This window comes from Paenibacillus kobensis NBRC 15729, assembly GCF_004000825.1.
GTDB lineage: Bacteria > Bacillota > Bacilli > Paenibacillales > Paenibacillaceae > Paenibacillus_T > Paenibacillus_T kobensis.
Genome location: NZ_BILZ01000045.1, coordinates 1 through 21,510, shown reverse-complemented (window position 1 = coordinate 21,510; position 21,510 = coordinate 1). Strand labels below are relative to the sequence as shown.

19 protein-coding genes and 1 tRNA gene are annotated in these 21,510 nt (G+C 51.2%); 17 read left to right on the top strand and 3 right to left on the bottom strand.

Annotated elements, in window-relative coordinates:
* Positions 1-183: 183 nt before the first annotated feature.
* The 6 genes from PKO01S_RS21215 to PKO01S_RS21190 all read left to right on the top strand — a co-directional run bounded on the left by PKO01S_RS21215 (position 184) and on the right by PKO01S_RS21190 (position 6,394).
* Positions 184-1,089 carry a hypothetical protein gene (locus PKO01S_RS21215; protein WP_127533440.1) on the top strand — a complete coding sequence of 302 codons (906 nt, stop codon included), beginning with the start codon at positions 184-186 and terminating at the stop codon, positions 1,087-1,089.
* Positions 1,086-2,090, top strand: a complete 1,005-nt coding sequence (locus PKO01S_RS21210) for a hypothetical protein (protein ID WP_127533439.1) — start codon at positions 1,086-1,088, stop codon at positions 2,088-2,090. Before PKO01S_RS21215 ends, PKO01S_RS21210 begins: the two co-directional genes overlap by 4 nt.
* A 101-nt stretch (positions 2,091-2,191) precedes the next feature.
* Positions 2,192-3,343, top strand: coding sequence for a WD40/YVTN/BNR-like repeat-containing protein (locus PKO01S_RS21205; RefSeq protein WP_164779701.1), 1,152 nt, complete (start codon positions 2,192-2,194; stop codon positions 3,341-3,343).
* A gap of 334 nt (positions 3,344-3,677) precedes the next feature.
* The gene (locus PKO01S_RS21200) at positions 3,678-4,670 is read left to right on the top strand and encodes a hypothetical protein (protein ID WP_127533438.1); all 993 of its coding nucleotides are present in this window, start codon (positions 3,678-3,680) and stop codon (positions 4,668-4,670) included.
* A gap of 39 nt (positions 4,671-4,709) precedes the next feature.
* On the top strand, positions 4,710-5,309 hold the full coding sequence (locus PKO01S_RS21195) for a hypothetical protein (protein ID WP_127533437.1): 600 nt from the start codon (positions 4,710-4,712) through the stop codon (positions 5,307-5,309).
* Positions 5,310-5,494: 185 nt separating this feature from the next.
* Entirely contained in the window at positions 5,495-6,394 is a 900-nt protein-coding gene (locus PKO01S_RS21190; RefSeq protein WP_246070670.1) for a LysR family transcriptional regulator, read from the top strand.
* Positions 6,395-6,501: 107 nt separating this feature from the next.
* Here the strand turns inward: PKO01S_RS21190 and clpP are convergent, their stop codons facing one another.
* Both clpP and PKO01S_RS21180 read right to left on the bottom strand, forming a co-directional pair.
* Positions 6,502-7,083, bottom strand: a complete 582-nt coding sequence (gene clpP / locus PKO01S_RS21185; protein ID WP_174818603.1) for an ATP-dependent Clp endopeptidase proteolytic subunit ClpP — start codon at positions 7,081-7,083, stop codon at positions 6,502-6,504.
* 451 nt (positions 7,084-7,534) lie between these two features.
* Positions 7,535-7,609: transfer RNA gene (locus PKO01S_RS21180), tRNA-Arg, on the bottom strand.
* Between the two features lie 267 nt (positions 7,610-7,876).
* Here PKO01S_RS21180 and PKO01S_RS21175 point away from each other — a divergent pair.
* The 10 genes from PKO01S_RS21175 (at position 7,877) to secG (ending at position 19,218) form a co-directional block, all read left to right on the top strand.
* Entirely contained in the window at positions 7,877-8,923 is a 1,047-nt protein-coding gene (locus PKO01S_RS21175) for a sugar-binding transcriptional regulator (protein ID WP_127533435.1), read from the top strand.
* A 105-nt stretch (positions 8,924-9,028) separates the two neighbouring features.
* Positions 9,029-10,033: a type I glyceraldehyde-3-phosphate dehydrogenase gene (gene gap, locus PKO01S_RS21170; protein WP_127533434.1), complete on the top strand. Its 1,005-nt coding sequence runs from the start codon at positions 9,029-9,031 to the stop codon at positions 10,031-10,033.
* Positions 10,034-10,607: 574 nt separating this feature from the next.
* Positions 10,608-11,789 carry a phosphoglycerate kinase gene (locus PKO01S_RS21165; RefSeq protein WP_127533433.1) on the top strand — a complete coding sequence of 394 codons (1,182 nt, stop codon included), beginning with the start codon at positions 10,608-10,610 and terminating at the stop codon, positions 11,787-11,789.
* Between the two features lie 198 nt (positions 11,790-11,987).
* Positions 11,988-12,743 carry a triose-phosphate isomerase gene (gene tpiA / locus PKO01S_RS21160; RefSeq protein WP_127533432.1) on the top strand — a complete coding sequence of 252 codons (756 nt, stop codon included), beginning with the start codon at positions 11,988-11,990 and terminating at the stop codon, positions 12,741-12,743.
* A 1-nt stretch (position 12,744) separates the two neighbouring features.
* The gene (gpmI, locus tag PKO01S_RS21155; protein WP_127533431.1) at positions 12,745-14,277 is read left to right on the top strand and encodes a 2,3-bisphosphoglycerate-independent phosphoglycerate mutase; all 1,533 of its coding nucleotides are present in this window, start codon (positions 12,745-12,747) and stop codon (positions 14,275-14,277) included.
* Between the two features lie 227 nt (positions 14,278-14,504).
* Complete coding sequence (gene eno, locus PKO01S_RS21150; RefSeq protein WP_127533430.1) at positions 14,505-15,800, top strand: phosphopyruvate hydratase; 1,296 nt, start codon at positions 14,505-14,507, stop codon at positions 15,798-15,800.
* 105 nt (positions 15,801-15,905) lie between these two features.
* Positions 15,906-16,940 (top strand): potassium channel family protein, encoded by a 1,035-nt coding sequence (locus tag PKO01S_RS21145; protein WP_127533429.1) that lies wholly within the window; start codon positions 15,906-15,908, stop codon positions 16,938-16,940.
* Positions 16,941-17,097: 157 nt separating this feature from the next.
* Positions 17,098-17,880, top strand: a complete 783-nt coding sequence (locus PKO01S_RS21140; RefSeq protein WP_164779700.1) for a sugar phosphate isomerase/epimerase family protein — start codon at positions 17,098-17,100, stop codon at positions 17,878-17,880.
* 85 nt (positions 17,881-17,965) lie between these two features.
* Positions 17,966-18,844: an ROK family protein gene (locus PKO01S_RS21135; protein WP_127533427.1), complete on the top strand. Its 879-nt coding sequence runs from the start codon at positions 17,966-17,968 to the stop codon at positions 18,842-18,844.
* A 137-nt stretch (positions 18,845-18,981) separates the two neighbouring features.
* Positions 18,982-19,218: a preprotein translocase subunit SecG gene (gene secG, locus PKO01S_RS21130; RefSeq protein WP_127533426.1), complete on the top strand. Its 237-nt coding sequence runs from the start codon at positions 18,982-18,984 to the stop codon at positions 19,216-19,218.
* Positions 19,219-19,304: 86 nt separating this feature from the next.
* Here secG and PKO01S_RS21125 read toward each other — a convergent pair whose 3' ends face one another.
* Positions 19,305-20,732 (bottom strand): alpha/beta hydrolase family protein, encoded by a 1,428-nt coding sequence (locus tag PKO01S_RS21125; protein ID WP_127533425.1) that lies wholly within the window; start codon positions 20,730-20,732, stop codon positions 19,305-19,307.
* A 180-nt stretch (positions 20,733-20,912) separates the two neighbouring features.
* Between PKO01S_RS21125 and PKO01S_RS21120 the strand changes: the two genes are divergently transcribed.
* A complete protein-coding gene (locus tag PKO01S_RS21120) occupies positions 20,913-21,347 on the top strand; it encodes a MerR family transcriptional regulator (protein WP_164779699.1) in 435 nt (144 codons plus the stop codon).
* The last annotated feature ends 163 nt before the right edge of the window (positions 21,348-21,510 follow it).

The window sequence follows — 21,510 nt, the reverse complement described above, 5'->3', positions numbered from 1 at the left end:
GATATAGGCATTAGTTAACAATAGTTGTATAAAGATTTGTTAAATTTGCATAAATTAGCTCATTTACCTATTTAATATTTGTGAAAAACTGGGTAAAGTATTCAGTTGAAAGGATTCATTGTGAGATTAGAAGGGGGATCGAGTGCAAGTAATACTAAAAATTCATTTGAAAGGTAGATCAAAGTGAAGAATAAAAAAATGTCATTGCTTTACCTAGTCCTAGCTGTCTTTATATTAATACCGGCACTAGCATTTGCCTCGCCTGAAAGCAATAAATCTAATGGCAAGGTTAAAACAAAACTTCCTAAAGGTGTTGAAGTTTGGGAGCAGTATGGGGTGGATAAAGAGTTTTTTAAAGCCGATGTAGAGTTGGATGCTCCTCCTGTTGAACAGCAATCCAATAAAAGTGGGAAAAAGTATTATGATTTAGAAGGTTTCAGCGGATATTATGCAACAGATGAAGTGGCAGGAGATAGACTTGTAATAGTAGAAGAGTCGCTGAACATTTCACAATCTGGATTATGGGAAGCTAAAGGGCTCATTAGGAATGAATATACTTCGCCGGTAAAGGCGGGGCATATTGAGGCCGACTTAATTAATAAGAACGGGGAAATTATAAAGAAAGTAAAAGGCGAGTCTATGGTTGAACTAATTAGACCAGGTGAACCGGTTCCATTTGTAATTCAAACGGATATTGATGCGTCTCTTGTAGCGAATGTGGAATGGAGCATCAAGTCTACTGATAAAAAGCAAGATTTCAATAGACAGGGTACCGCGATGGTACTTCATGAATTGCCTTACGGTGAGGAAACTTATAATGGGGAACTAAGGAGCGATGCGCCGTTTCCTTACAAAATGAGCGTCCAGCTTCGAAATTTAAGTAAGAAGGATTGGAACAGCGCATATTTGGTCGTGGCTTGGATCGACTCCGAAGGGAAGGTTTTCAATACTATAAAAGTGGATTCTGACAAGACCTACCACATCTATGCCGATGGAGTTGCTATGTTCGACGAAATCGTAGTAGACGATCCTTCAATAGCGCCATATTTAAGCCAATATGAATATATGACATGGGTGGTGGGGAAATGAGAATGAAAAGATTAACTTTGAGTCTAATAGGTTTTTTATTCCTGATTATTTCGGTTCCAATATCGCCTGTCCAAAAGGCTGAAGCTGCCAAATTCGGAAGCACTCCGTTAGATGATGTGCTCTACTGGGCCGGCCAATATAAAAGTACTGCAGGTCTTACTTCCACCGAAGAATTTGCCGCTATAATGCTTACCGTTACCTGGCCAGAAATCGCTTCAGCATCTAATACCGATTTGACGCCATCACCGATGGGACAAGGGCGGAGTGATAACAAAATAGGTAACGGATATCAACTTTGGGTTGACGGCAAAACAGGATATGACAAATTCATAGCAGGACAAAACTATTATCGGAGAGTTCACTGGACTGCCGGGGTTGGCGTATTTCAATTTGATAGTGCTGGGCTTGGAAAAGGGCTTTCGTTCAAACAGGTTGTAAATACGTATGATGCTGCGAAAATTGCCGCTAAGACAATGGCAGACCAATACAAGGGGAAGTCGGGAACTGCTGCAGAGAAAAGAGCTGCTGCATGGACAGGTTGGTATGGCTGTGTACTAACAGCTGCAACATTGCAAAAGTGCCAAGATATTTTTAGCTCAATCTATCAGAACAGCAAATTAGTTGTAACGAAAGATACCTCAGTGGATTCAATGGGAGGACTGGCCTCGAGAACGTGTGCTCATCAGACTTCGTCGTATACCTCCCCGAGTTTTACGTGTTATAAGTTTAATGATTCTGTTGCAACAGGCTATAAGGGGTACTGGGCAAGTAATGTAGAAGGAACGCCCAATGGTATGACACCGTTGCCAGCTCCTTTCTATTCTTATACTAGTTCATATTATGATTCTAGTACTGGGACTACGAAGTATCGGGAGCATAGGCACTTCTTAAAAAGCGACTCGGGTTATACAATGAGTAGGGAAGGTATCTGGGAGATGAATCAGAACGCTAGAAGCGGTGTTACATGGAGTCAGACGGAATCGGCATTAATACAGCAGTAACTCCATTTCAAAAGTGGCAGGGAATTATCGCTAGGACGCCATTATAACTTGGCATCTTAGTGGGGTTTCCTGCTTCTACTTTTACTATGAGGTGAATGGGAATGAATCGTTCCACAATAATTTATGTATTTATTTTCCTGGCCCTTATGGTTGGGTGTTCGCAAGGAGATGCTAATGATGTAACGCAGCCCCCAAAACTTAAGGACACACCACCCAAAAGTAGTTTGAAGTTCAACGCTATCAACATGATTACGGAACAAAAAGGGTGGGCACTCGCCGTTCAAGGGGATCAGAACGGTATACTACCCAATGCGCTTTATTCTACTCATGATGGTGGGCAATCGTGGGAGACCATTCCAATTCCTTCTCTTCTTCGAACAGGTGTTTATGCTCAATGGGACTTCAGGGACGATCAAACAGTATGGGTTATTCTGCAACATCAGGATGCAGGAAAAGTTTATTTAACGAGAGACGGAGGAAAAACATGGTTTGAAAGAAAAGTAGATGTCAAAGGCGAAATTCCAGAGCTCCGCAGTCTGGATTCGAATATTGCCTGGGTCACGGATGTCACATATGCCAGCGGGGGATCTCCTAACAATAATATAGAAATTCATTTCACATCAGATGGAGGCGATACTTGGCAGAAGATTGCAGAAGAGAGTAATGTTCCTGAAGTTGGTCAGAAGGGAGCGGCACAACCATTTTCCCATGAAACCGCGTGGATTCCAGTGACAGATATGAACTCGCAGCCTTATGCGTATTATACCTTGGACAGAGGAGCTGCATGGCAAAAAAAACAGCTTGCCTTACCGGATCAAGCGGAACCTCCTGTTCGGTTTCGGGGGTTGGAATATGTCAATTTAGGTAAAGGGCAGTTAGCCTATCCGATTAAAGTTACAACGGAGAACGGAAAAAATGAAATTGTGATTTACACATCAGAGAATAATGGTAATACATGGACTGCACAACAAACGTTACCCTTTGAAGAAGAAGAGTGGATTAATATTAATATAGTTGATAAATCACATGGTTGGGTTGTGAAGAATTCGCAAGCTTCCCTATATCAATTTGCTGATGGCAAAGAAACACTTGTTAATGAGGCAGAACGGATTACGGGTGAAGAGGGAAGTGTTTTTGGTGGCATTGATTTCGTTAGCAGGCAACGGGGCTTTGCTCTAATTGGAGATCCAAATGAAACAGGGAAGTCCTTGTATGTAACAGACGATGGAGGTAAGAGCTGGGAAGAAAAATAGTGAAAGTGAAGTTTTCTGAGCCGCGGCTTAATATAAAAATAATAAATAGGCATTCCGTAAGCATGCGTTGCTTATTGAATGTCTATTTGCTATGCCGGTGTTTACCATAGACAATTCTTTAATTCCTTATTTTAGGTTAAATTTAGATGATTCGACAAAATACGATATATTCAATATAACAACGTTGTGTTATCATAATTTGGTATTACTGCAACATGATAGAATAATAACGATTTATAACCATGCCTTCAGTATGAGTGTTGAGGAGGGGGACGGGTCTAATAAAACATTATAGGGACAGAGAAAAAAATACCAATTCAGGAGGAATAATGTTATGAAAAAAAGAATGTTGTCATACCTTAGCTCAGTTGTTATGCTCACACTAGTCATTTTTCCTTTATCCAGTGCATATGCCGCACCTAAGGCGACCGGAAGTCTTTCGATTTCAACCAATTCAATAACGCTTAGCAGTAATGGAACATCGGAATTTGTGGATGTTCTGTATACTGCAGCTGACGGGACTACAACGAACGTCAACACAACGGCTCATTGGGAAAGCAGCGATGAGAATGTAGCGGTCGCATATGATGGACGGGTTCTGGCAAGGGGAAAAGGCAGTGCGACAATAAACGTATCCTATATGGACTCGCAAGGATCCATTAGAGTAAAAGTTTCAAACAAAATTAATTTGGAAGCATTGGTTCTATCGGGTCTAACTAGTACTCAAGGCATTTCTGCATTTTCTTTAACGACTTCGGATCGCGATACGATCTTGAATAGAGCAAGTGCTATGTATGGAACTAGTTGGAAACCTACCAAAAATTTGATTGCTTGGGATAATAAGAAGATCTATTATGCCGGTACAGCCTATAGCTCTATTCCTTATTCGCAAGGGACTCAGGTTGATGGAACGGGATTCGTGAGTGCAATGAGTAAAAGCGATTTTTACACGAATACAACAGGTGTTACTTCGGCGGTCACCCAGCCTCGATACGGAAATGATTGCTCGGGCTTTACGAGCTTCGCCTGGGGCATAACGAGACAAACAACGAGTACTTTTTATAACGGAATTGTAAACGGCACTTATAGCAAAGTTGGAAGCTATGATCCGGCGAGTCCTACATCGAGCGATCTCATAAGTTCATATGCATCATTGGATAGAGGAGATGCAATTAACAGTAAAGTTAAAGGTCATGTGCTGCTTGTCGGAAGAAATATGGGTGACTATGTTATCGCCTATGAGCAGACGCCACCTGAGCTTCAAATTACGATTTGGGACTATACAGATTTGGCTAGCGGCAAGTATTTGCCATTTACTAAAAAGTAATAAATAACATTTTAAGAGTATTTAAGCGGGCATGTTTATGTGAAGGGCATCACCCTTCCTATTCATGTCCGCTTATCGCATTATAAGTTTATAGCTCACAACGTGATTCACAGAGAGGATGATAATGACGTGATCCCTAAAAAAATTGCAGGTATATTGCTAGTATTAAGTCTGATATTTACCGTAACGGGATGTGCGAGCAAGAGTGAAAACGGGGGGGCAGAGATGACATCTTATCATTACAAGGATGTTCGGTTTGATTTTACGGTTGATTATCCTAGCGAATGGATGATAGATGTCGATTCACCCGCGGAGGCTACCGAAGTACAGGAAGCATCTCCTACCGGAGGTGTCAAATTATATCCGGGCAACGATAAGAGCGAAAGGATATATGTTTACGGCCAGAATGGACATATTGGAACAGACTATCCTGGGTATGAACATGATAAGATCAAAACAGAAGACGGCGTAAGCGGAGATTTATACATTGGCGAGGCAGATGGGACCATGTATTTGAATCTGGTGCTTGGCGACGGATTCTATGGAGCAAACGCCAATATCAGCAAAGATCAATATAAAAAAAATGAGAAGTCGATTATGAATATATTTAAAAGCATTAAAATCCACGGTAACGAATAAGTGAAAGAGAGCCGCTTGGCAGTTGCAAGACGTGTCGGGATAGATCGTTGCGAACGATCTATCCCGACACGTTTTTCTTTATCTATTTGTGTCCCCTATCAATTTCCAAATTGAATTACGCATGTCATAATATTATTAATGAAATGAATATCAACGGTATTCAATATAAAGGAGATTGATCTCGAGTGAGGGAGCTCATCACCAACATGGAGTGGTACCGCGCGTTCTATTGGACGGCGAAGGCCGGAAGCCTGTCCGGCGCGGCGGAGCATTTGTACATTACGCAGCCTGCCGTTACGCATTCGATTAAACAGCTGGAGTCGCAGCTTGGCGGGCAGCTGTTCTTTCGAACGTCCAAGGGTGTCAAGCTGACGGCGGAGGGCGAGGTGTTGTTTCGGCATATCGAGCAGGCGTTCAACTTCATTGCGGCAGGCGAAAGACGGCTGGCTGAGCGTCATGCGCTCGTTCAAGGGGAGATGCGCATCGGGGCGGGCGACACGCTGTGCAAACATTATTTGCTGCCGCGCATGCGGCAGTTTCATGAGCAGTATCCCGGCATTCAGTTCCAGGTGACGAACCGGACGACGCGCGAGACGGTGAAGCTGCTTAGGGAAGGGGCGATCGATTTCGGGATCGTCAATTTGCCGCTCGAAGATCCGAAGCTGAACATTCAAGAAAGCATGGCGGTCCAGGACGGGTTCGTTGTATCGGATGCTTACCGCGGGTGGACGGAGATTGGAAGGCCCATGACGGTCGGGTGGGAGGAGCTGAGCCGCTATGCGCTTCTGCTGCTCGAGCAAGGGACTGGTACCCGTGCCTATATGGATCAGGCGGCGGCTGAGAATGGTGTATCTCTGACGCCAAGCATGGAGCTCGGAAGCTTGGATCTATTAAGCGAGTTCGCTCGTACCGGCTTCGGTGTTGCGAGCGTCGTCATTGATTTTATCGGGGAGGAGCTGGCACGGGGAGAGCTGGTTCAGCTGGCGGTCGATCCGCCGATCCCGCAGAGGAGAATCGGCATTGCGACGCTGAAAGGCGTTCCGCTGTCTGCGGCGGCGAAGGCATTTATCTCGATATTGCCGTAAGCCTGGACGGGATGTGCGAAAATAAGAAGCGCCCCTTAATCGGCTAATGCCGGCTAAGGGGCGCTTAATTCGTTCTCTCGCTACTTGTTACTCAAGCGTTGTTTTTATTACAGCTTCTCGATGACTTTATCGACAAGGCCGTATTGGCGTGCTTCTTCGGCGCTCATGAAGTAGTCGCGGTCCGTATCCTTCTCAATGCGTTCCAGCGGTTGGCCGGAACGATCGGCGAGAATGCCGTTCAGCTTGTCGCGCATCTTGATAATGCGGCGGGCGCGAATTTCGATATCGCTCGCTTGACCCTCTGCGCCGCCGAGCGGCTGGTGAATCATTACTTCGCTGTTAGGAAGCGCGAAGCGTTTGCCTTTGGCGCCTGCTGTCAACAGGAATGCGCCCATCGATGCCGCCATGCCGACACAGATCGTGGAGACGTCCGGCTTGATGAATTGCATCGTATCGTAGATTGCCATACCGGACGTAATCGAACCGCCAGGGCTATTAATGTATAGGGAGATGTCTTTCTCCGGATCGTCTGCTGCGAGAAACAGCAATTGCGCGATGATAGAGTTGGCTACGATGTCATTGACCGGCGTTCCGAGAAAAATGATGCGGTCCTTCAGCAAGCGCGAATAGATGTCGTACGCGCGTTCGCCGCGGTTGCTCTGTTCGATAACCATTGGCACAAAGTTCATATCCATGAAAGTTCCCTCCCGAATGGTAAGTGTGGAATGTCGTACGTTAATAATAGCTGATCGGTTTGTAAAAGTCAAAGAAAGTCAAAGTGGCGCTGAACGATCCTGATGGCCGCTATGTCGCCTGTAATTTGGTAATCCCTACTAGTATGCTCCTGTACTAATGGAATAAACAGTAGTGAGGAAAGATAGTGTGAAACTAAAGTATGAGTAACGGTGCAGGGAGGCTCTGTAGTGACACAGAAAGTGATGCAACAGCGCCCAACGATCGCAGGAAAGTTTCGTAGTGACCCAAAAAGTGATGCAACAGCGCCGAACGGTGGGGAAATTTCCGAACGAAAAGCAGAGTGTTGAGTGTTGGGTGAAGGAGAGAATACAGATTCTATAGGAGAAAAAAACAAAAAGGAAACGGATATTATCCGTTTCCTGTTAAGTGTTCGTTTAATTAAATTGGCGCGCCCGCTAGGAATCGAACCTAGATCTCAGGCTCCGGAGGCCTACGTCATATCCATTGGACCACGGGCGCAAAAAAGCGGAACGAGAGTTATCATACCGCATATTCCCTAGAATTGCAATAGCGGACCAGCAGAAAAAATAAAAGTTGTCCAAATCATGTCGGGAAGCGATTACATGGGCGAAAAGGAACTTGCAGTCCTTTCCGACTTTATATAAAATAAAGGTGGGACTTAAAACGAATGCGCGGGACGCGAAACGTCCAGTGGGTTCAAAGCCCTGATGATTAGTTTCTTCATATTGAAAGGCAACAATTCGGCTGTGGAGTGGAATGCCCAAGATGCGTCCTATTATTGAACTGCAGCAGCAGCTTGTGCCGGATCTGCTGGAAGTCATGAGGAAACGATACTTCATCCTGCATCAAGTGATGCTGTCTGATTCCGTCGGACGGCGTGCGCTGGCAGGCTCGCTAGGGTTAACCGAGCGGGTACTGCGCGCAGAGACGGATTATTTGAAAGCGCAGGGCCTGTTAGAGATTCATGTGTCGGGCATGCGCATTAGCGAGCAGGGCCGTATGCTGCTTGCGGAACTGGAACCGTTATTCAAGGAATGGTTCGGCCTAGCCGAAATGGAAGAGAAGATTCGCCGGCACTACGATCTAACGCGAGTGTACATCGTACCGGGCGATTCCGATGCTTCCAAGACGACCAAGCGTGAGCTTGGCAAGGCAGCAAGCCAAGCGCTCATCCGATCGCTGGGCAAGGACGACGTCGTGGCCGTCACAGGCGGAACGACGATGGCGCAAGTCGCCAACCAATTGACCTCACCTGTACCGCTGCCGACGAACTGGTTCGTACCAGCACGCGGAGGACTCGGCGAAAGCCTCGATTATCAGGCGAACACGATCGCTTCGATGATGGCGAAGCGCACAGGCGCGCAGTATCGGCTGCTTCACGTACCGGATCATCTGGGTGAAGAAGCGTACGTGACGCTTATGCAGGAGCCGAACATCCAGGAGATTGTGAACGTGATCCGCAAAGCCCGAATCGTCGTACACGGTATCGGGGACGCGATGGTAATGGCAAGACGCCGCAAGGTCGATCAGACCTCGGTCGATGCCATGAAGGCGGAGGGCGCGCTCGCAGAGTCGTTCGGGTATTATTTTGACCGGAATGGCGCTGTCGTTCACAAGATGCAAACCGCAGGCTTGCGGCTTGATGATATCTTGAAGACTGAAGTCGTCATTGCAGTAGCCGGCGGACAAAGCAAGGGTGAAGCCATAGCGGCAGTCATGAGGTTCGGGCACGACGACGTGCTCGTCACGGATGAGGCTGCAGCGAATGAGATCGTCCGACTTATTGACGAGGACATTTCGGGCAATGCTTAATAAGGTGTTTATTGATTGTGGGATCATGACGATCCGCGGTGCATAGCGCCGCGCGCCGTCTTGAGTATATATTTTCAAACTCAATTGTCTGGGAGGAATTTCAAAATGGTTAAAGTTGGTATTAACGGATTTGGTCGTATCGGTCGTAACGTGTTCCGCGCAGCGCTGAACAACCCTAATGTAGAAATCGTAGCAGTCAATGACTTGACGGACACGGCAACGCTGGCACACCTGTTGAAATACGACACGACGCACGGCAAGCTGGACGGTACGGTTGAAGCAAAAGAAGGCGCGCTGGTAGTTAATGGCCGCGAGATCAAAGTTTTTGCTGAGCGTAACCCTGAGAACCTTCCTTGGGCATCCGTTGGCGCTGAGATCGTTGTAGAATCGACGGGTATCTTCACGGCTAAAGAAAAAGCTGAGCTTCACCTGAAAGGCGGCGCTAAGAAAGTTATCATCTCCGCGCCAGCTACGAACGAAGACATCACGATCGTTATGGGCGTTAACGAAGACAAGTACGACGCTTCCGCTCACACGGTTATCTCCAACGCATCTTGCACGACGAACTGCCTTGCACCATTCGCAAAAGTTCTTAACGACAAATTCGGTATCGTTAAAGGTATGATGACGACTGTTCACTCGTACACGAACGATCAATCCGTTCTTGACGTTCCACATAAAGACCTGCGCCGCGCTCGCGCTGCTGCAGAAAACATCATTCCTTCGTCGACGGGCGCTGCAAAAGCAGTATCCCTCGTACTGCCAGAACTGAAAGGCAAACTGAACGGCATGGCTATGCGCGTTCCTACGCCTAACGTTTCGGTAACGGACCTCGTTGCTGAGCTGAAAGTTAACGTAACGGTTGAAGAAGTTAACGCAGCACTGAAAGCAGCTTCCGAAACTTCGCTCAAAGGCATCTTGAACTACTCCGAAGAGCCGCTCGTATCGAGCGACTACAACGGCGACCCAGCTTCCTCCACGGTTGACGCTCTGTCGACGATGGTTGTTGAAGGCAACATGGTTAAAGTCGTTTCCTGGTACGACAACGAGTGGGGCTACTCGAACCGCGTAGTTGACCTGGCTGCTTTCGTAGCTAGCAAAGGTCTGTAAGAGGTTTTCAAATCCCCCAAACCCCCTTTGCTCTCAAAGGGGGGTCCAAAGGGCTCTGCCCTCTGGACCCCCGTTTCAATGCAGCGTGGGAGGGACGGTCGGCGCTCCTGCTCGGTTTTCGTGCTAGGAACGCTTTCGTCCTGACGGACACGCTTTGGCTGATGTGCTCCCGTGCTGCGGAAGGGATGCCGCCGTTCCGGCGGGACCTGGGGGCCGCGGCTCCTGTAATACGGAGCCTGGCCCTTGGTTCGCGCCCCCTCTAGCGGGGGCTGAACCAATGGTTGAAATCGTTCCTTCAGTATCTGAAGGAACGATTTTTTTATGTGTGAGTAACGCTCCGATGGCATGCTATCACTAAAGTGACAACATGCGCTGAAGAGGGCGTATGCTTCGAGGGCGTGTCGGCCGCTTCCAGCGGACCCGCGGTTGTGGGCGATGCTCCGATGGCATGCTGTCGCTAAAGCGACATCATGCGTTGTGAGAGTAACGCTCTGATGACGTCTCGCTTAGCGATCCGCAAACCGAACAAAGTACTTAACTTATGCTTGGCCTAATCCGAAGGAGGCTATTTCTCATGAACAAGAAAAGTGTGCGCGACGTCGAAGTCGCTGGCAAACGCGTATTCGTCCGTGTTGATTTCAACGTACCGCTGGAAAACGGCAAAATTACGGATGACACTCGCATCCGCGAAACGCTCCCAACGATCAAGTACCTGATCGAAGGCGGCGCTAAAATCATCCTCGCTTCCCATATGGGCCGTCCTGCGGGTCAAGTTGTCGAAGAGCTGCGCCTGACGCCAGCTGCTGAGCGTCTGTCCGAACTGCTCGGCAAACCAGTTGCAAAAGCAAACGAAGTTGTCGGCGAAGCCGTTAAAGCACAAGTGGCTGCTCTGAACGCTGGCGACGTGCTCTTGCTCGAGAACGTTCGTTTCGAAGCTGGCGAAGAGAAGAATGATGCGGAACTGGCGAAGCAATTCGCAGAGCTGGCTGACCTGTTCGTGAACGACGCGTTCGGCGCTGCTCACCGCGCTCACGCTTCGACGGAAGGCATTGCTCACCTGCTTCCAGCTGTATCCGGTCTGCTCGTAGAGAAAGAGCTCGACGTACTCGGCAAAGCGCTGAACAACCCAGAGCGTCCTTTCACGGCAATCGTTGGCGGTTCCAAAGTTAAGGACAAAATCGCGGTTATCGACAAAATGATCGAGATCGCAGACAACATCCTCATCGGCGGCGGTCTGTCGTATACGTTCCTTAAAGCACAAGGCAATGAAGTGGGTAAATCGCTGCTTGATAACAGCAAGCTCGACCTGACGCTTGAGTTCATCGAGAAAGCGAAGAAGCTTGGCAAGAACCTGTACCTGCCAGTGGACATCGTGGTAACGGATGACTTCAGCGCAGACGCGAACACGCAAATCGTTGGCGTAGACGGCATTCCTGCTGATTGGGAAGGCATCGACATCGGTCCTAAAACGCGTGAAATCTATGCAGAAGTTATCAAAAACTCGAAGCTCGTTGTATGGAACGGACCAATGGGCGTATTCGAAATCGAGCCATTCTCCCATGGTACACGCGCAGTTGCACAAGCATGTGCAGAGACGGCTGGCTACACGGTTATCGGCGGCGGCGACTCCGCAGCAGCAGCTGAGAAGTTCCACCTGGCTGACCGTATGGACCACATCTCCACGGGCGGCGGCGCATCCCTCGAATTCATGGAAGGCAAGGCTCTTCCAGGCGTCGTAGCACTCAACGACAAGTAAGTCGTCTATTGATCACGAAGTAACACACATGAAGCTTATTCGGCATCGAATCTTACTCCAGCCCTCGAACTCCGTTGCTCATGTAGGTCCCACCTACACTGCGCTACTCATTCTTCGGTCTGAAGTAACCTTCTCGGTGCTGAATAGCCGACATTGGCATCATCATTAACGTTGCACCAGAAGGGAGTTTCATCCGAAATGAGCAGAAAACCGATCATTGCAGGTAACTGGAAAATGTTCAAAACGGTAGGCGAAGCCGTATCGTTCTTCTCCGAAGTGAAAGGCAAAGCAGAGGTTGACGGCGTAGAGAGCGTTATCTGCGCTCCGTTCACGGCGCTGCCAGCACTCGTTGAAGCTGCGAAAGGCACGAACATCGCTATCGGCGCTCAAAATCTTCACTTCGAAGACAACGGCGCATTCACGGGCGAAATCAGCGGCGTTATGCTCGCAGATCTCGGCGTGAAGTATGTTATCATCGGCCACTCCGAGCGCCGCGCTTACTTCGCGGAGACGGACGAAATCGTCAATAAGAAGACTCACGCTGCATTCAAGCACGGCATTACGCCGATCGTCTGCGTAGGCGAGAAGCTCGAAGAGCGCGAAGCGGATCAAACGAAAGAAGTATGCAAAGTTCAGACGGAAGCGGCTTTCCAAGGCCTGTCGGCTGAGCAAGCGGCGCAAGTCGTTATCGCATACGAGCCAATCTGGGCAATCGGAACGGGCAAATCGTCGACGGCGGCTGACGCTGAGGACGTTATTGCTTACATCCGCGGCATCGTTGCGGGCCTGTACGGCGAAGCAACGGCAAACGCAGTCCGCATCCAATACGGCGGCAGCGTGAAGCCGAACAACGTAGCGGAATACATGGGTCAAGCGAACATCGACGGCGCGCTCGTCGGCGGTGCAAGCCTTGAGCCAGCATCGTACATCGCGCTGGTTGAAGGAGCGAAGTAAGATGACGGCTCCTAAACCGGTAGCGCTGATCATCCTCGACGGCTTCGGTCTTCGCCAAGACGTCGTAGGCAACGCAGTCGCTCAAGCGAACAAACCGAACTACGACCGTTACTGGTCGACGTACCCGCACACGACGCTGACGGCATGCGGCGAAGCGGTCGGCCTGCCGGAAGGTCAAATGGGCAACTCCGAAGTCGGCCACTTGAACATCGGTGCCGGCCGGATCGTCTACCAAGACCTGACTCGGATCAGCAAGTCGATCCGTGACGGCGAGTTCTTCGATAACGAAACGCTCCTTGGTGCGGTTCGCCATGCGAAGAACAATGGCAAGAAGCTTCACCTGTACGGCCTGCTGTCGGACGGCGGTGTACACAGCCATATCGCTCACTTGTTCGCGCTGCTTGAACTCGCGAAGAAGGAAGAGCTTCAAGAAGTATACATCCATGCATTCCTAGATGGCCGCGACGTGTCGCCAGACAGCGCAGTCGGCTACCTGGAGCAGCTGACAACGAAAATCGCAGAAGTCGGCGTAGGCAAAATTGCGACCGTTCAAGGCCGCTACTACGCGATGGACCGCGACAAGCGTTGGGAGCGTACGGAGAAGTCGTACCGCGCCATGGTATACGGCGAAGGTCCTCAATATACCGACGCACTGACGGCTGTGAAGGAATCGTACGAGAAGTCGGTAATGGACGAGTTCGTTATGCCGACGGTTATCGTCGAAGACGGCAAGCCGGTTGGTCTTGTTGAGTCGGATGATTCGGTCGTCTTCTTCAACTTCCGTCCTGACCGTGCGATCCAGCTGTCGCAGGTGTTCACGAACACCGATTTCCGCGGCTTCGACCGCGGCGAGAAATGCCCGCAGAACCTGCACTTCGTCTGCCTGACGCTGTTCAGCGAGACGGTTGGCGGCTATGTGGCTTACTCGCCGAAGAACCTCGACAACACGCTGGGCGAAGTGCTCGTGCAGAACGGCAAGAAACAGCTGCGCATCGCTGAGACGGAGAAGTATCCGCACGTGACGTTCTTCTTCAGCGGCGGACGCGACGTTGAGCTGGAAGGCGAAACGCGCATCCTGATCAACTCGCCGAAGGTTGCAACGTATGACCTGCAGCCAGAGATGAGCGCATACGAAGTGGCTGCCGCAGCGGTGAAAGAGATCGAAGCGGAGAATCACGATGCAATCATCCTGAACTTCGCGAATCCGGACATGGTCGGCCACTCCGGCATGCTGGAGCCGACGATCAAAGCGGTTGAAGCGACGGACGAGTGCCTTGGCCAAGTAGTCGAAGCGATTCTCGCTAAGGGCGGCGTAGCTCTTATCACGGCGGACCACGGCAACGCGGATATGGTCATCGACGAGAACGGTCGTCCGTTCACGGCGCACACGACGAACCCGGTTCCGTTCATCGTGACGAAGCAGGGCGCAGAGCTTCGCGAGGGCGGCATTCTGGCCGACATCTCGCCGACGATTCTGTCGCTGCTCGGTCTGAACAAACCAGCAGAAATGACGGGCGAATCGCTCGTTAAATAAGAAATACAGCCCGATTAACGGCATCGGGATCGGCGGCGAGTGGAGAGACACGAACGGATAGACCGCCGACCCGGCGCTTCGGGCAATGCATTTTACGAAAAAAATGTAACAGAAAGTCGGCTAGGACGTGCAATCGATCCGGTTTTCGTTTACGATAGAAATATTGGTTTCCGAGTGAACCGCAACCATTAACAAATAATTTAAGCTAACAAGGAGTGTTTACGAACATGTCTATCATTGCTGACGTATACGCACGCGAAGTCCTCGACTCCCGCGGTAACCCGACTGTTGAAGTAGAAGTAACGCTTGAATCCGGCGGCAAAGGCCGCGCAATCGTACCATCCGGCGCATCCACGGGTGCATACGAAGCGGTTGAACTGCGCGACGGCGACAAAAGCCGTTACCTGGGCAAAGGCGTAATCAAAGCAGTTGACAACGTCAACTCCATCATCGCACCTGAAATCATCGGTCTGGACGCTCTCGACCAAGTGGCAATCGACCGCAAAATGATCGAGATCGACGGCACGGAGAACAAAGGCAAGCTGGGCGCTAACGCGATCCTCGCGGTATCGATGGCAGTAGCTCGCGCTGCTGCTGACGCTCTTGACGTGTCCCTGTACACGTACCTCGGCGGCTTCAACGCGAAGACGCTCCCTGTTCCAATGATGAACATCGTTAACGGCGGCGCTCACGCTGACAATAACGTTGACGTTCAAGAGTTCATGGTTCTGCCAGTTGGCGCTCCTACGTTCAAAGAAGCTCTCCGTATCGGTACGGAAATCTTCCACAGCCTGAAATCGGTTCTGAAAGAAAAAGGACTGAACACGGCAGTAGGCGACGAAGGCGGCTTCGCACCGAACCTGGCTTCCAACGAAGAAGCAATTACGACGATCATCACGGCAATCGAGCGCGCAGGCTACAAGCCAGGCGTCGACGTATTCCTCGGTATGGACGTTGCTTCGACGGAGTTCTACAAAGACGGCAAATACCACCTCGAAGGCGAAGGCAAATCGTTCACGTCCGCTGAGTTCGTGGACCTGCTCGCATCGTGGGCTGACAAATATCCGATCATCACGATCGAAGACGGCTGCTCCGAAGACGACTGGGAAGGTTGGAAATTGCTCACGGATAAGCTCGGCGGCAAAGTCCAACTCGTTGGCGACGACCTGTTCGTTACGAACACGGTGCGCCTGAAAGACGGCATCGAGCAAGGCGTAGGCAACTCGATCCTCGTTAAAGTAAACCAAATCGGCTCGCTGACGGAAACGTTCGACGCGATCGAAATGGCGAAACGCGCTGGTTACACGGCTGTTATCTCCCACCGTTCCGGCGAATCCGAAGACAGCACGATCGCAGACATCGCTGTTGCGACGAACGCTGGCCAAATCAAAACGGGTGCACCTTCCCGTACGGACCGCGTAGCGAAGTACAACCAATTGCTCCGCATCGAGGACCAACTGGGCGCATCGGCTCAATACGCTGGCGCAAGCGCGTTCTACAACCTCAAAAACTTCAAAAAATAATAACTGCATAAGCAGTTAGCAACGTGAAGCTCCCCCGGGCGTATAAGCTCGGGGGAGCTTTTTTATTATGTATGTAAAGCCGTTGTGGAGGAGAGGAGAATCCGGTTGCTGCACTTATTCAAGCTGTGGAGACGTTTCGTCTCACTGCCCTTTCTGAGCGTTCTTATCCTGACATTGGTTGCGGTATTCGGATCAGCCGTTATCATTCATCTTCTAGAGCCGAAGACATTCCCAAGCGTATGGAACGAAGGCATCTGGTGGGTAACGACAACGATGACGACGGTCGGATACGGAGACCTTGCGCCGAAGACACTGCCAGGCAGACTATTCGGCATGCTGTTGTTCGTATACGGCATTGGCTTGATGACGCTGTTCATCGGCCGCGCGTTCGAAGAAATTGCAGCCAGTAAGCGAAAGAAGGAGGAAGGGAAAGTGGCATTTACGAAGAGCAACCATTACATATTTATTGGATGGGGCAAGAAGACCGAGAAGGCGATCGAAGATATTATCGTCTCTGACCGGCATGCCGAAATCGTACTCATTGATCATGAATTGGAGAAGTGTCCGACCGATAAGGGGCATGTGCATTTTATTAAGGGAGACGCTGCTGATGAGGCCGTACTGGTGAAAGCGAATCTTCTCGGATGCAAATGCGTCTCGATCTTCTCCGATGAGAAAATATATGACGACCTGTCCGCAGACGGCAAAACAGGGCTGATTGCACTGGCTGTAGAAGGGTTTGCAACGACGCATGGCAAGCATGTCTATACGACGGTCGAGATTCGAAAGTCGGCGCACCAGAAGCAGTTCAAGCATGCCAAGGTCGATGCATTCGTGCTGTCGGGCGATTCCGTAGCGCTGTTAATGGCGAGAGAGGCGATGTTCCACGGGAGCGCCAGCCTGTTCAACCAGCTGTTGTCGCAGGATCATGGCGCCGATTGGTTCGAGGTAAAGCCAAGGCCTCATTGGACAACGTATCAGGATGCGGCCTTCGAGCTGTGGAAGCTTGGTGCCAATCTGATCGCGGTGAATGATGATTTACACGTGGCTTCGCAGGGCGGCCGTGCTCTGCGGCCTGATGATAAGCTTTATATCGTGTGCAGCGAAGCGGTGCATAAGACGATCACGGCATCGGGATAGCTGAAAAGCGGATAGGCTGAAGGGCTTTTGACCGGATGCGCCAAAAATACAAATAATCCGTGCAAAAACCGGCATAGTAAGGTAGCGGTATTCCATTTATGATCAGAGGTAGCAGCACAACGCTTGTCCAAACTAACCAAGGTGGTGCACACGGATAATGGCGAAACCGCTTATCGGCATTCAGTTGTATACGCTCCGCGACCAGACGGAGAGCGACTTTATCGGTACAATCCGCAAGGTTGCGGAGATGGGGTATGAGGCCGTAGAGTTTGCGGGATTTTTCGGCGCTTCGGCGAAGGATGTCCAGAATGTGCTGAAGGAGACGGGGCTGCAAGGGCCGTCCGCTCATATCGGGCTGCAATGGTCGGAGCCGGAAGACGGGATGTGGAAGGCGTTCGAGGATCAGGTTGCATTCGCGAAAGAGGTTGGTTTGCAATATATCGTCACGCCATGGGCGCCGTTACCGGAGAACCCGCATTTGGACGATGTAAACCGGCTCGCGGGCATATTGAAGAAAGCGTCGGAGCTAGTTCGCGCGCAAGGCATGGTGTACGGCTATCATAATCATGACTTCGAGTTGAAAAAGGTGGACGGCACGCCGGTTATAGACCGGCTGCTTGAGCAGTTGACGCCGGAGGAGCTGATCGCCGAGTTCGATCTTGGCTGGGTACATATCGGCGGCGCAGAGCCGTCCGATTATATATCGCGCTATGCGGGCCGCGTCCCGCTCGCGCACTTCAAGGATTTCGCGGACAACCGCAGCGATATCGAGATCGGCGCCGGAGTCGTCAACTTCAAGCCGGTGCTGGACATTGCGGAGCAGTCGGGCATACATTATATTTTTGTTGAGCAGGAAGCGTTCCAATCATCTTCGATCGAGAGCGCGAAGATCAGCTTGGATTACTTCAAGAAGAACGGATACTTGCAGCAGAAGGCTTAAAAGCTATTGATGAGAGACGGTACGCGGCAGCGGAGCCGTCTCTTGTCGCACAATGACTGGTTGACGGGATGCGGAGGGGCAGCGAATGAGAATTGGGGCGATTGAGGCAGGCGGCACGAAGTTTGTATGCGGCATCGGCGACGAGACAGGAGCGATAATCGAGAGGGTATCGTTTCCGACGGAGCTGCCGGAGCAGACGATGAGCCGCGTGCTGGCGTTCTTCGAAGGAAAAGGAGTCGAGGCGATCGGCATCGGGACGTTCGGACCGATCGGGCTGGACCAGAGCCGGGCGGATTACGGGCAAGTAACGACAACACCGAAGCCAGGCTGGAGCGGATTCGACTTTCTCGGCACGATGAAGCAGGCGTTCAACGTTCCTTTCGGGTGGGATACGGACGTGAACGCCGCGGCATACGGCGAGGCGATATGGGGAGCGGCCCGCGGGCTGGATAGCTGCGTATACTATACGATTGGCACCGGCATCGGCGTTGGCGTCTATACCGAAGGCAGGCTCGTTCACGGGCTTGTGCATCCGGAGGGAGGGCATGTGTTGACGCGCCGTCACCCGGAAGATCATTTCGCCGGCTGCTGCCCTTACCACGGTGACTGCTTGGAAGGGATGGCGGCAGGGCCGGCGATCGAGCAGCGCTGGCAGACGAAGGGAAGCGAACTCGGAGCCGATCACCCGGCCTGGCCGATGGAGGCGTTCTATATCGGACAAGCGGTAACCAGTGCGGTTCTGCTGCTGTCCCCTCAGAAGGTCATTCTCGGCGGAGGCGTCATGCATCAGGAGCAGTTGTTCCCGATGATTCGCCAAGAGGTGAAGAAGCAGCTGAACGGTTACGTGAGCGCAGTTCAGCTAGCGGACGATATCGAATCGTACATCGTGCCTCCTGGGCTTGGCGATAACGCCGGTTTATGCGGCGCGTTGGCGTTAGGTGTAGCTGCTGCACGGCGCGTGTAGCGTCATGTATTCCGTCAGGATTGTACTATTGTGCCGAAGGAACGGTTATGATACAATAAAATTACTGTTTTTAGGCCTGTCCTGAACGGAACGGACATACTCGATCCGTACAAGGCTTTCCCTTAGGAGGTGGAAAAGTGGACATTTTATTCAAAATCTTGCTCATCATTGCTGCTCTCGGCTTGATTTCCGTCGTGCTTCTTCAGAAAGGTAAAAGCGCAGGGTTGTCCGGCGCCATCTCCGGCGGTGCGGAGCACTTGTTCGGTAAAACTAAAGCACGCGGCTTGGACCTGTTCCTGCAGCGTCTGACGATCGGCCTCGCAGCTTCTTTCTTCATCCTGGCGATGGTTGTATCGTACTTCGTTAAGAACTAACCTCGTTGAACGTTAGCGTCGTCTAACGTTCACGTCATAACAATGAAGAAGAAGCAGGACGCAGTCCTGCTTCTTCTTTGTTGCTGTTATTTTTTCAGCTGTTCATTGAAGAAGGTGAGTACCTCTGCTGATATGCGGCGGTGTACGGCATCCGGACTGCCGGTCCCCGTCAGTATCGGGAGCAGCGGAGAAAAGCGGTACAGGTCGGTGAAGGCGAGATGATCGGCCCCCTTAATCGTCATGGAACGGGAACCGCTAGCAGCAAGGGCATTATGCTCGCGCTTCAGAACCTCAGAGACGAGCTTCTCGAATTGGGCTCTCGTTATATTCGATTGCTTAAGTTCCGAGTCGGTCGGCACCTCATTGGGGTCGGACCGTTTCGAAAGCAGCAGAAGCAACGGTTTGCCGAGCGGGCCGCTGCCTGCGCCTGTGCCGAACATCGTACCGTCCAAGTTAACGCCGGCTTTGACCCGGTCGTCCGTATACAGCATCTGGACGGCATTTGCGCCGCCGAACGAGTGGCCGGCCATGCCGATGCGGTTCCAATCGAGACGGCCGGCAATCGGGAAACTCGGGTCTTTATCGAGCTGCGCCAGCCGGTCAAGGACGAAGGAAGCGTCCTTGGCCCATACGTCAGCGATGAGCGAATCATTGGCATCCCAATCGAGCGGGGAGGGGAATGCATGGTCTTGCACTGTCGCCACAGATCCGTCTTGAAGCACCGACGCGATCGAATAGTACGTATGGTTGATCGATACGACGATATAGCCGCTGCTGGCTAGTGCTTCGAACAGGAACGTATCGGATGCGTACAGTCCGGGAAGTCCGTGCGAGAACAAGATGACGGGATATCGGCTCAGGTCAGCCGATACGGGGGCATTGGAATAGCCATGCGTATGGACGGCCTGCAAGTGCGAGAACAGGAAAGATGGAAGGTGGTACTGCTTCGCAAGCAAAGGGGCAGTCTCGTTCCATTCCGGCAAATAGACGGCATGTTGCAATCCTGCGACAGACGCTGAATCGGCAGGGTACCAGACTTGGACGGTGAGTTCGCGATGATCGGACGGGTCATCAGTGACAGGCTCCAAGCGGGACTCGTCAGTCCAGTGATACAGCGACGTCCCGATCGCATAATCGCCTTCCGGCCGCTCGAGCGAGAAGACGGGGAGCAGGATGGGCGGAGCGGCAATGATAACGGCCAGCAAGCACGCGATTAGGCCGGCTGCCAGCTTTCGAATGAAAGCGAACCGGCGTACCGTGCTTGGAGCGCCGGCCAACGGGAGTCTAAGCTTGCGGAGACGGAATAAGCTATAGACGGCAATGCCTCCCGCTGCGATCATGGCCGGCAGGATCGTCCAGACGAAAGGCTTCAGCAGCAAGCGGACGAAGAGGAGAAGGACTAGGATGTCGGGGACGATGATCAGTGTCCATCGGAAATGAAACAGCCGATTCCATAACAGGCCGGCTAACGCGGCGATGACGGCGGCGACTAAGGCCAGATCGATTACTATCAATGTGAAGCACCTCGTTATTTTTTCTACATATTACCATGATAGAGGTGTTCGAATCGGCGAACGGCGGGTTAAGTGTCGTTTAAAAAATATTGGTCCGACGTATCTTTATGCCGAATCAAGATATCGTTTATAATGGGTTATCTATTCGTTTCCAGTTCGCGGTATAGCAGGAGGTTGACGATGAAAGAGAGATATTCGGTTGACGTAGTATGCGAGCGTTATGGCATCACGGCGAGGACGCTGCATTATTATGAAGAAATTGGCCTGCTTCATGACGTGCCAAGAACCGAAGGGGGGCACCGGTATTATGATGAACGGATCGTCCAGCAGCTGGAGCAAATTATCCGGTTGAAGGAAGTGCTCGGCATATCGCTGCAGGAAGTGAAAGTGATCATGGAGCTGGAGTCGAAGCTGGAGCAAATTAGGGGCGCGTACCGGCAGGAAAGCTCAGCGGAGGAGAAGACGAAGTTTCTCGATCAGGGCGCAGCCGAGCTGCAGCGGTTCATCGATCAGATCGATTCCAGGCTGGACAAGCTGAATCAGCTCCGCCAAGGGTTCCAGCAGCGGCTCGACCGGGTGAACGGGCTGAAGTCGGAGGCAGGGCAAGAAGGCTAGAGCCGAGAGGAAAGAGCGAGAACGAGAGTGGGAGTCGGGCGCAGGGGCAAGAGCGAAGTGCCAGTGCCAGGGCAAAGAGCCAAGAGCCAAGAGCCAAGAGCCAAGAGCCAAGAGCCAAGAGCCAAGAGCCAAGAGCCAAGAGCCAAGAGCCAAGAGCCAAGTG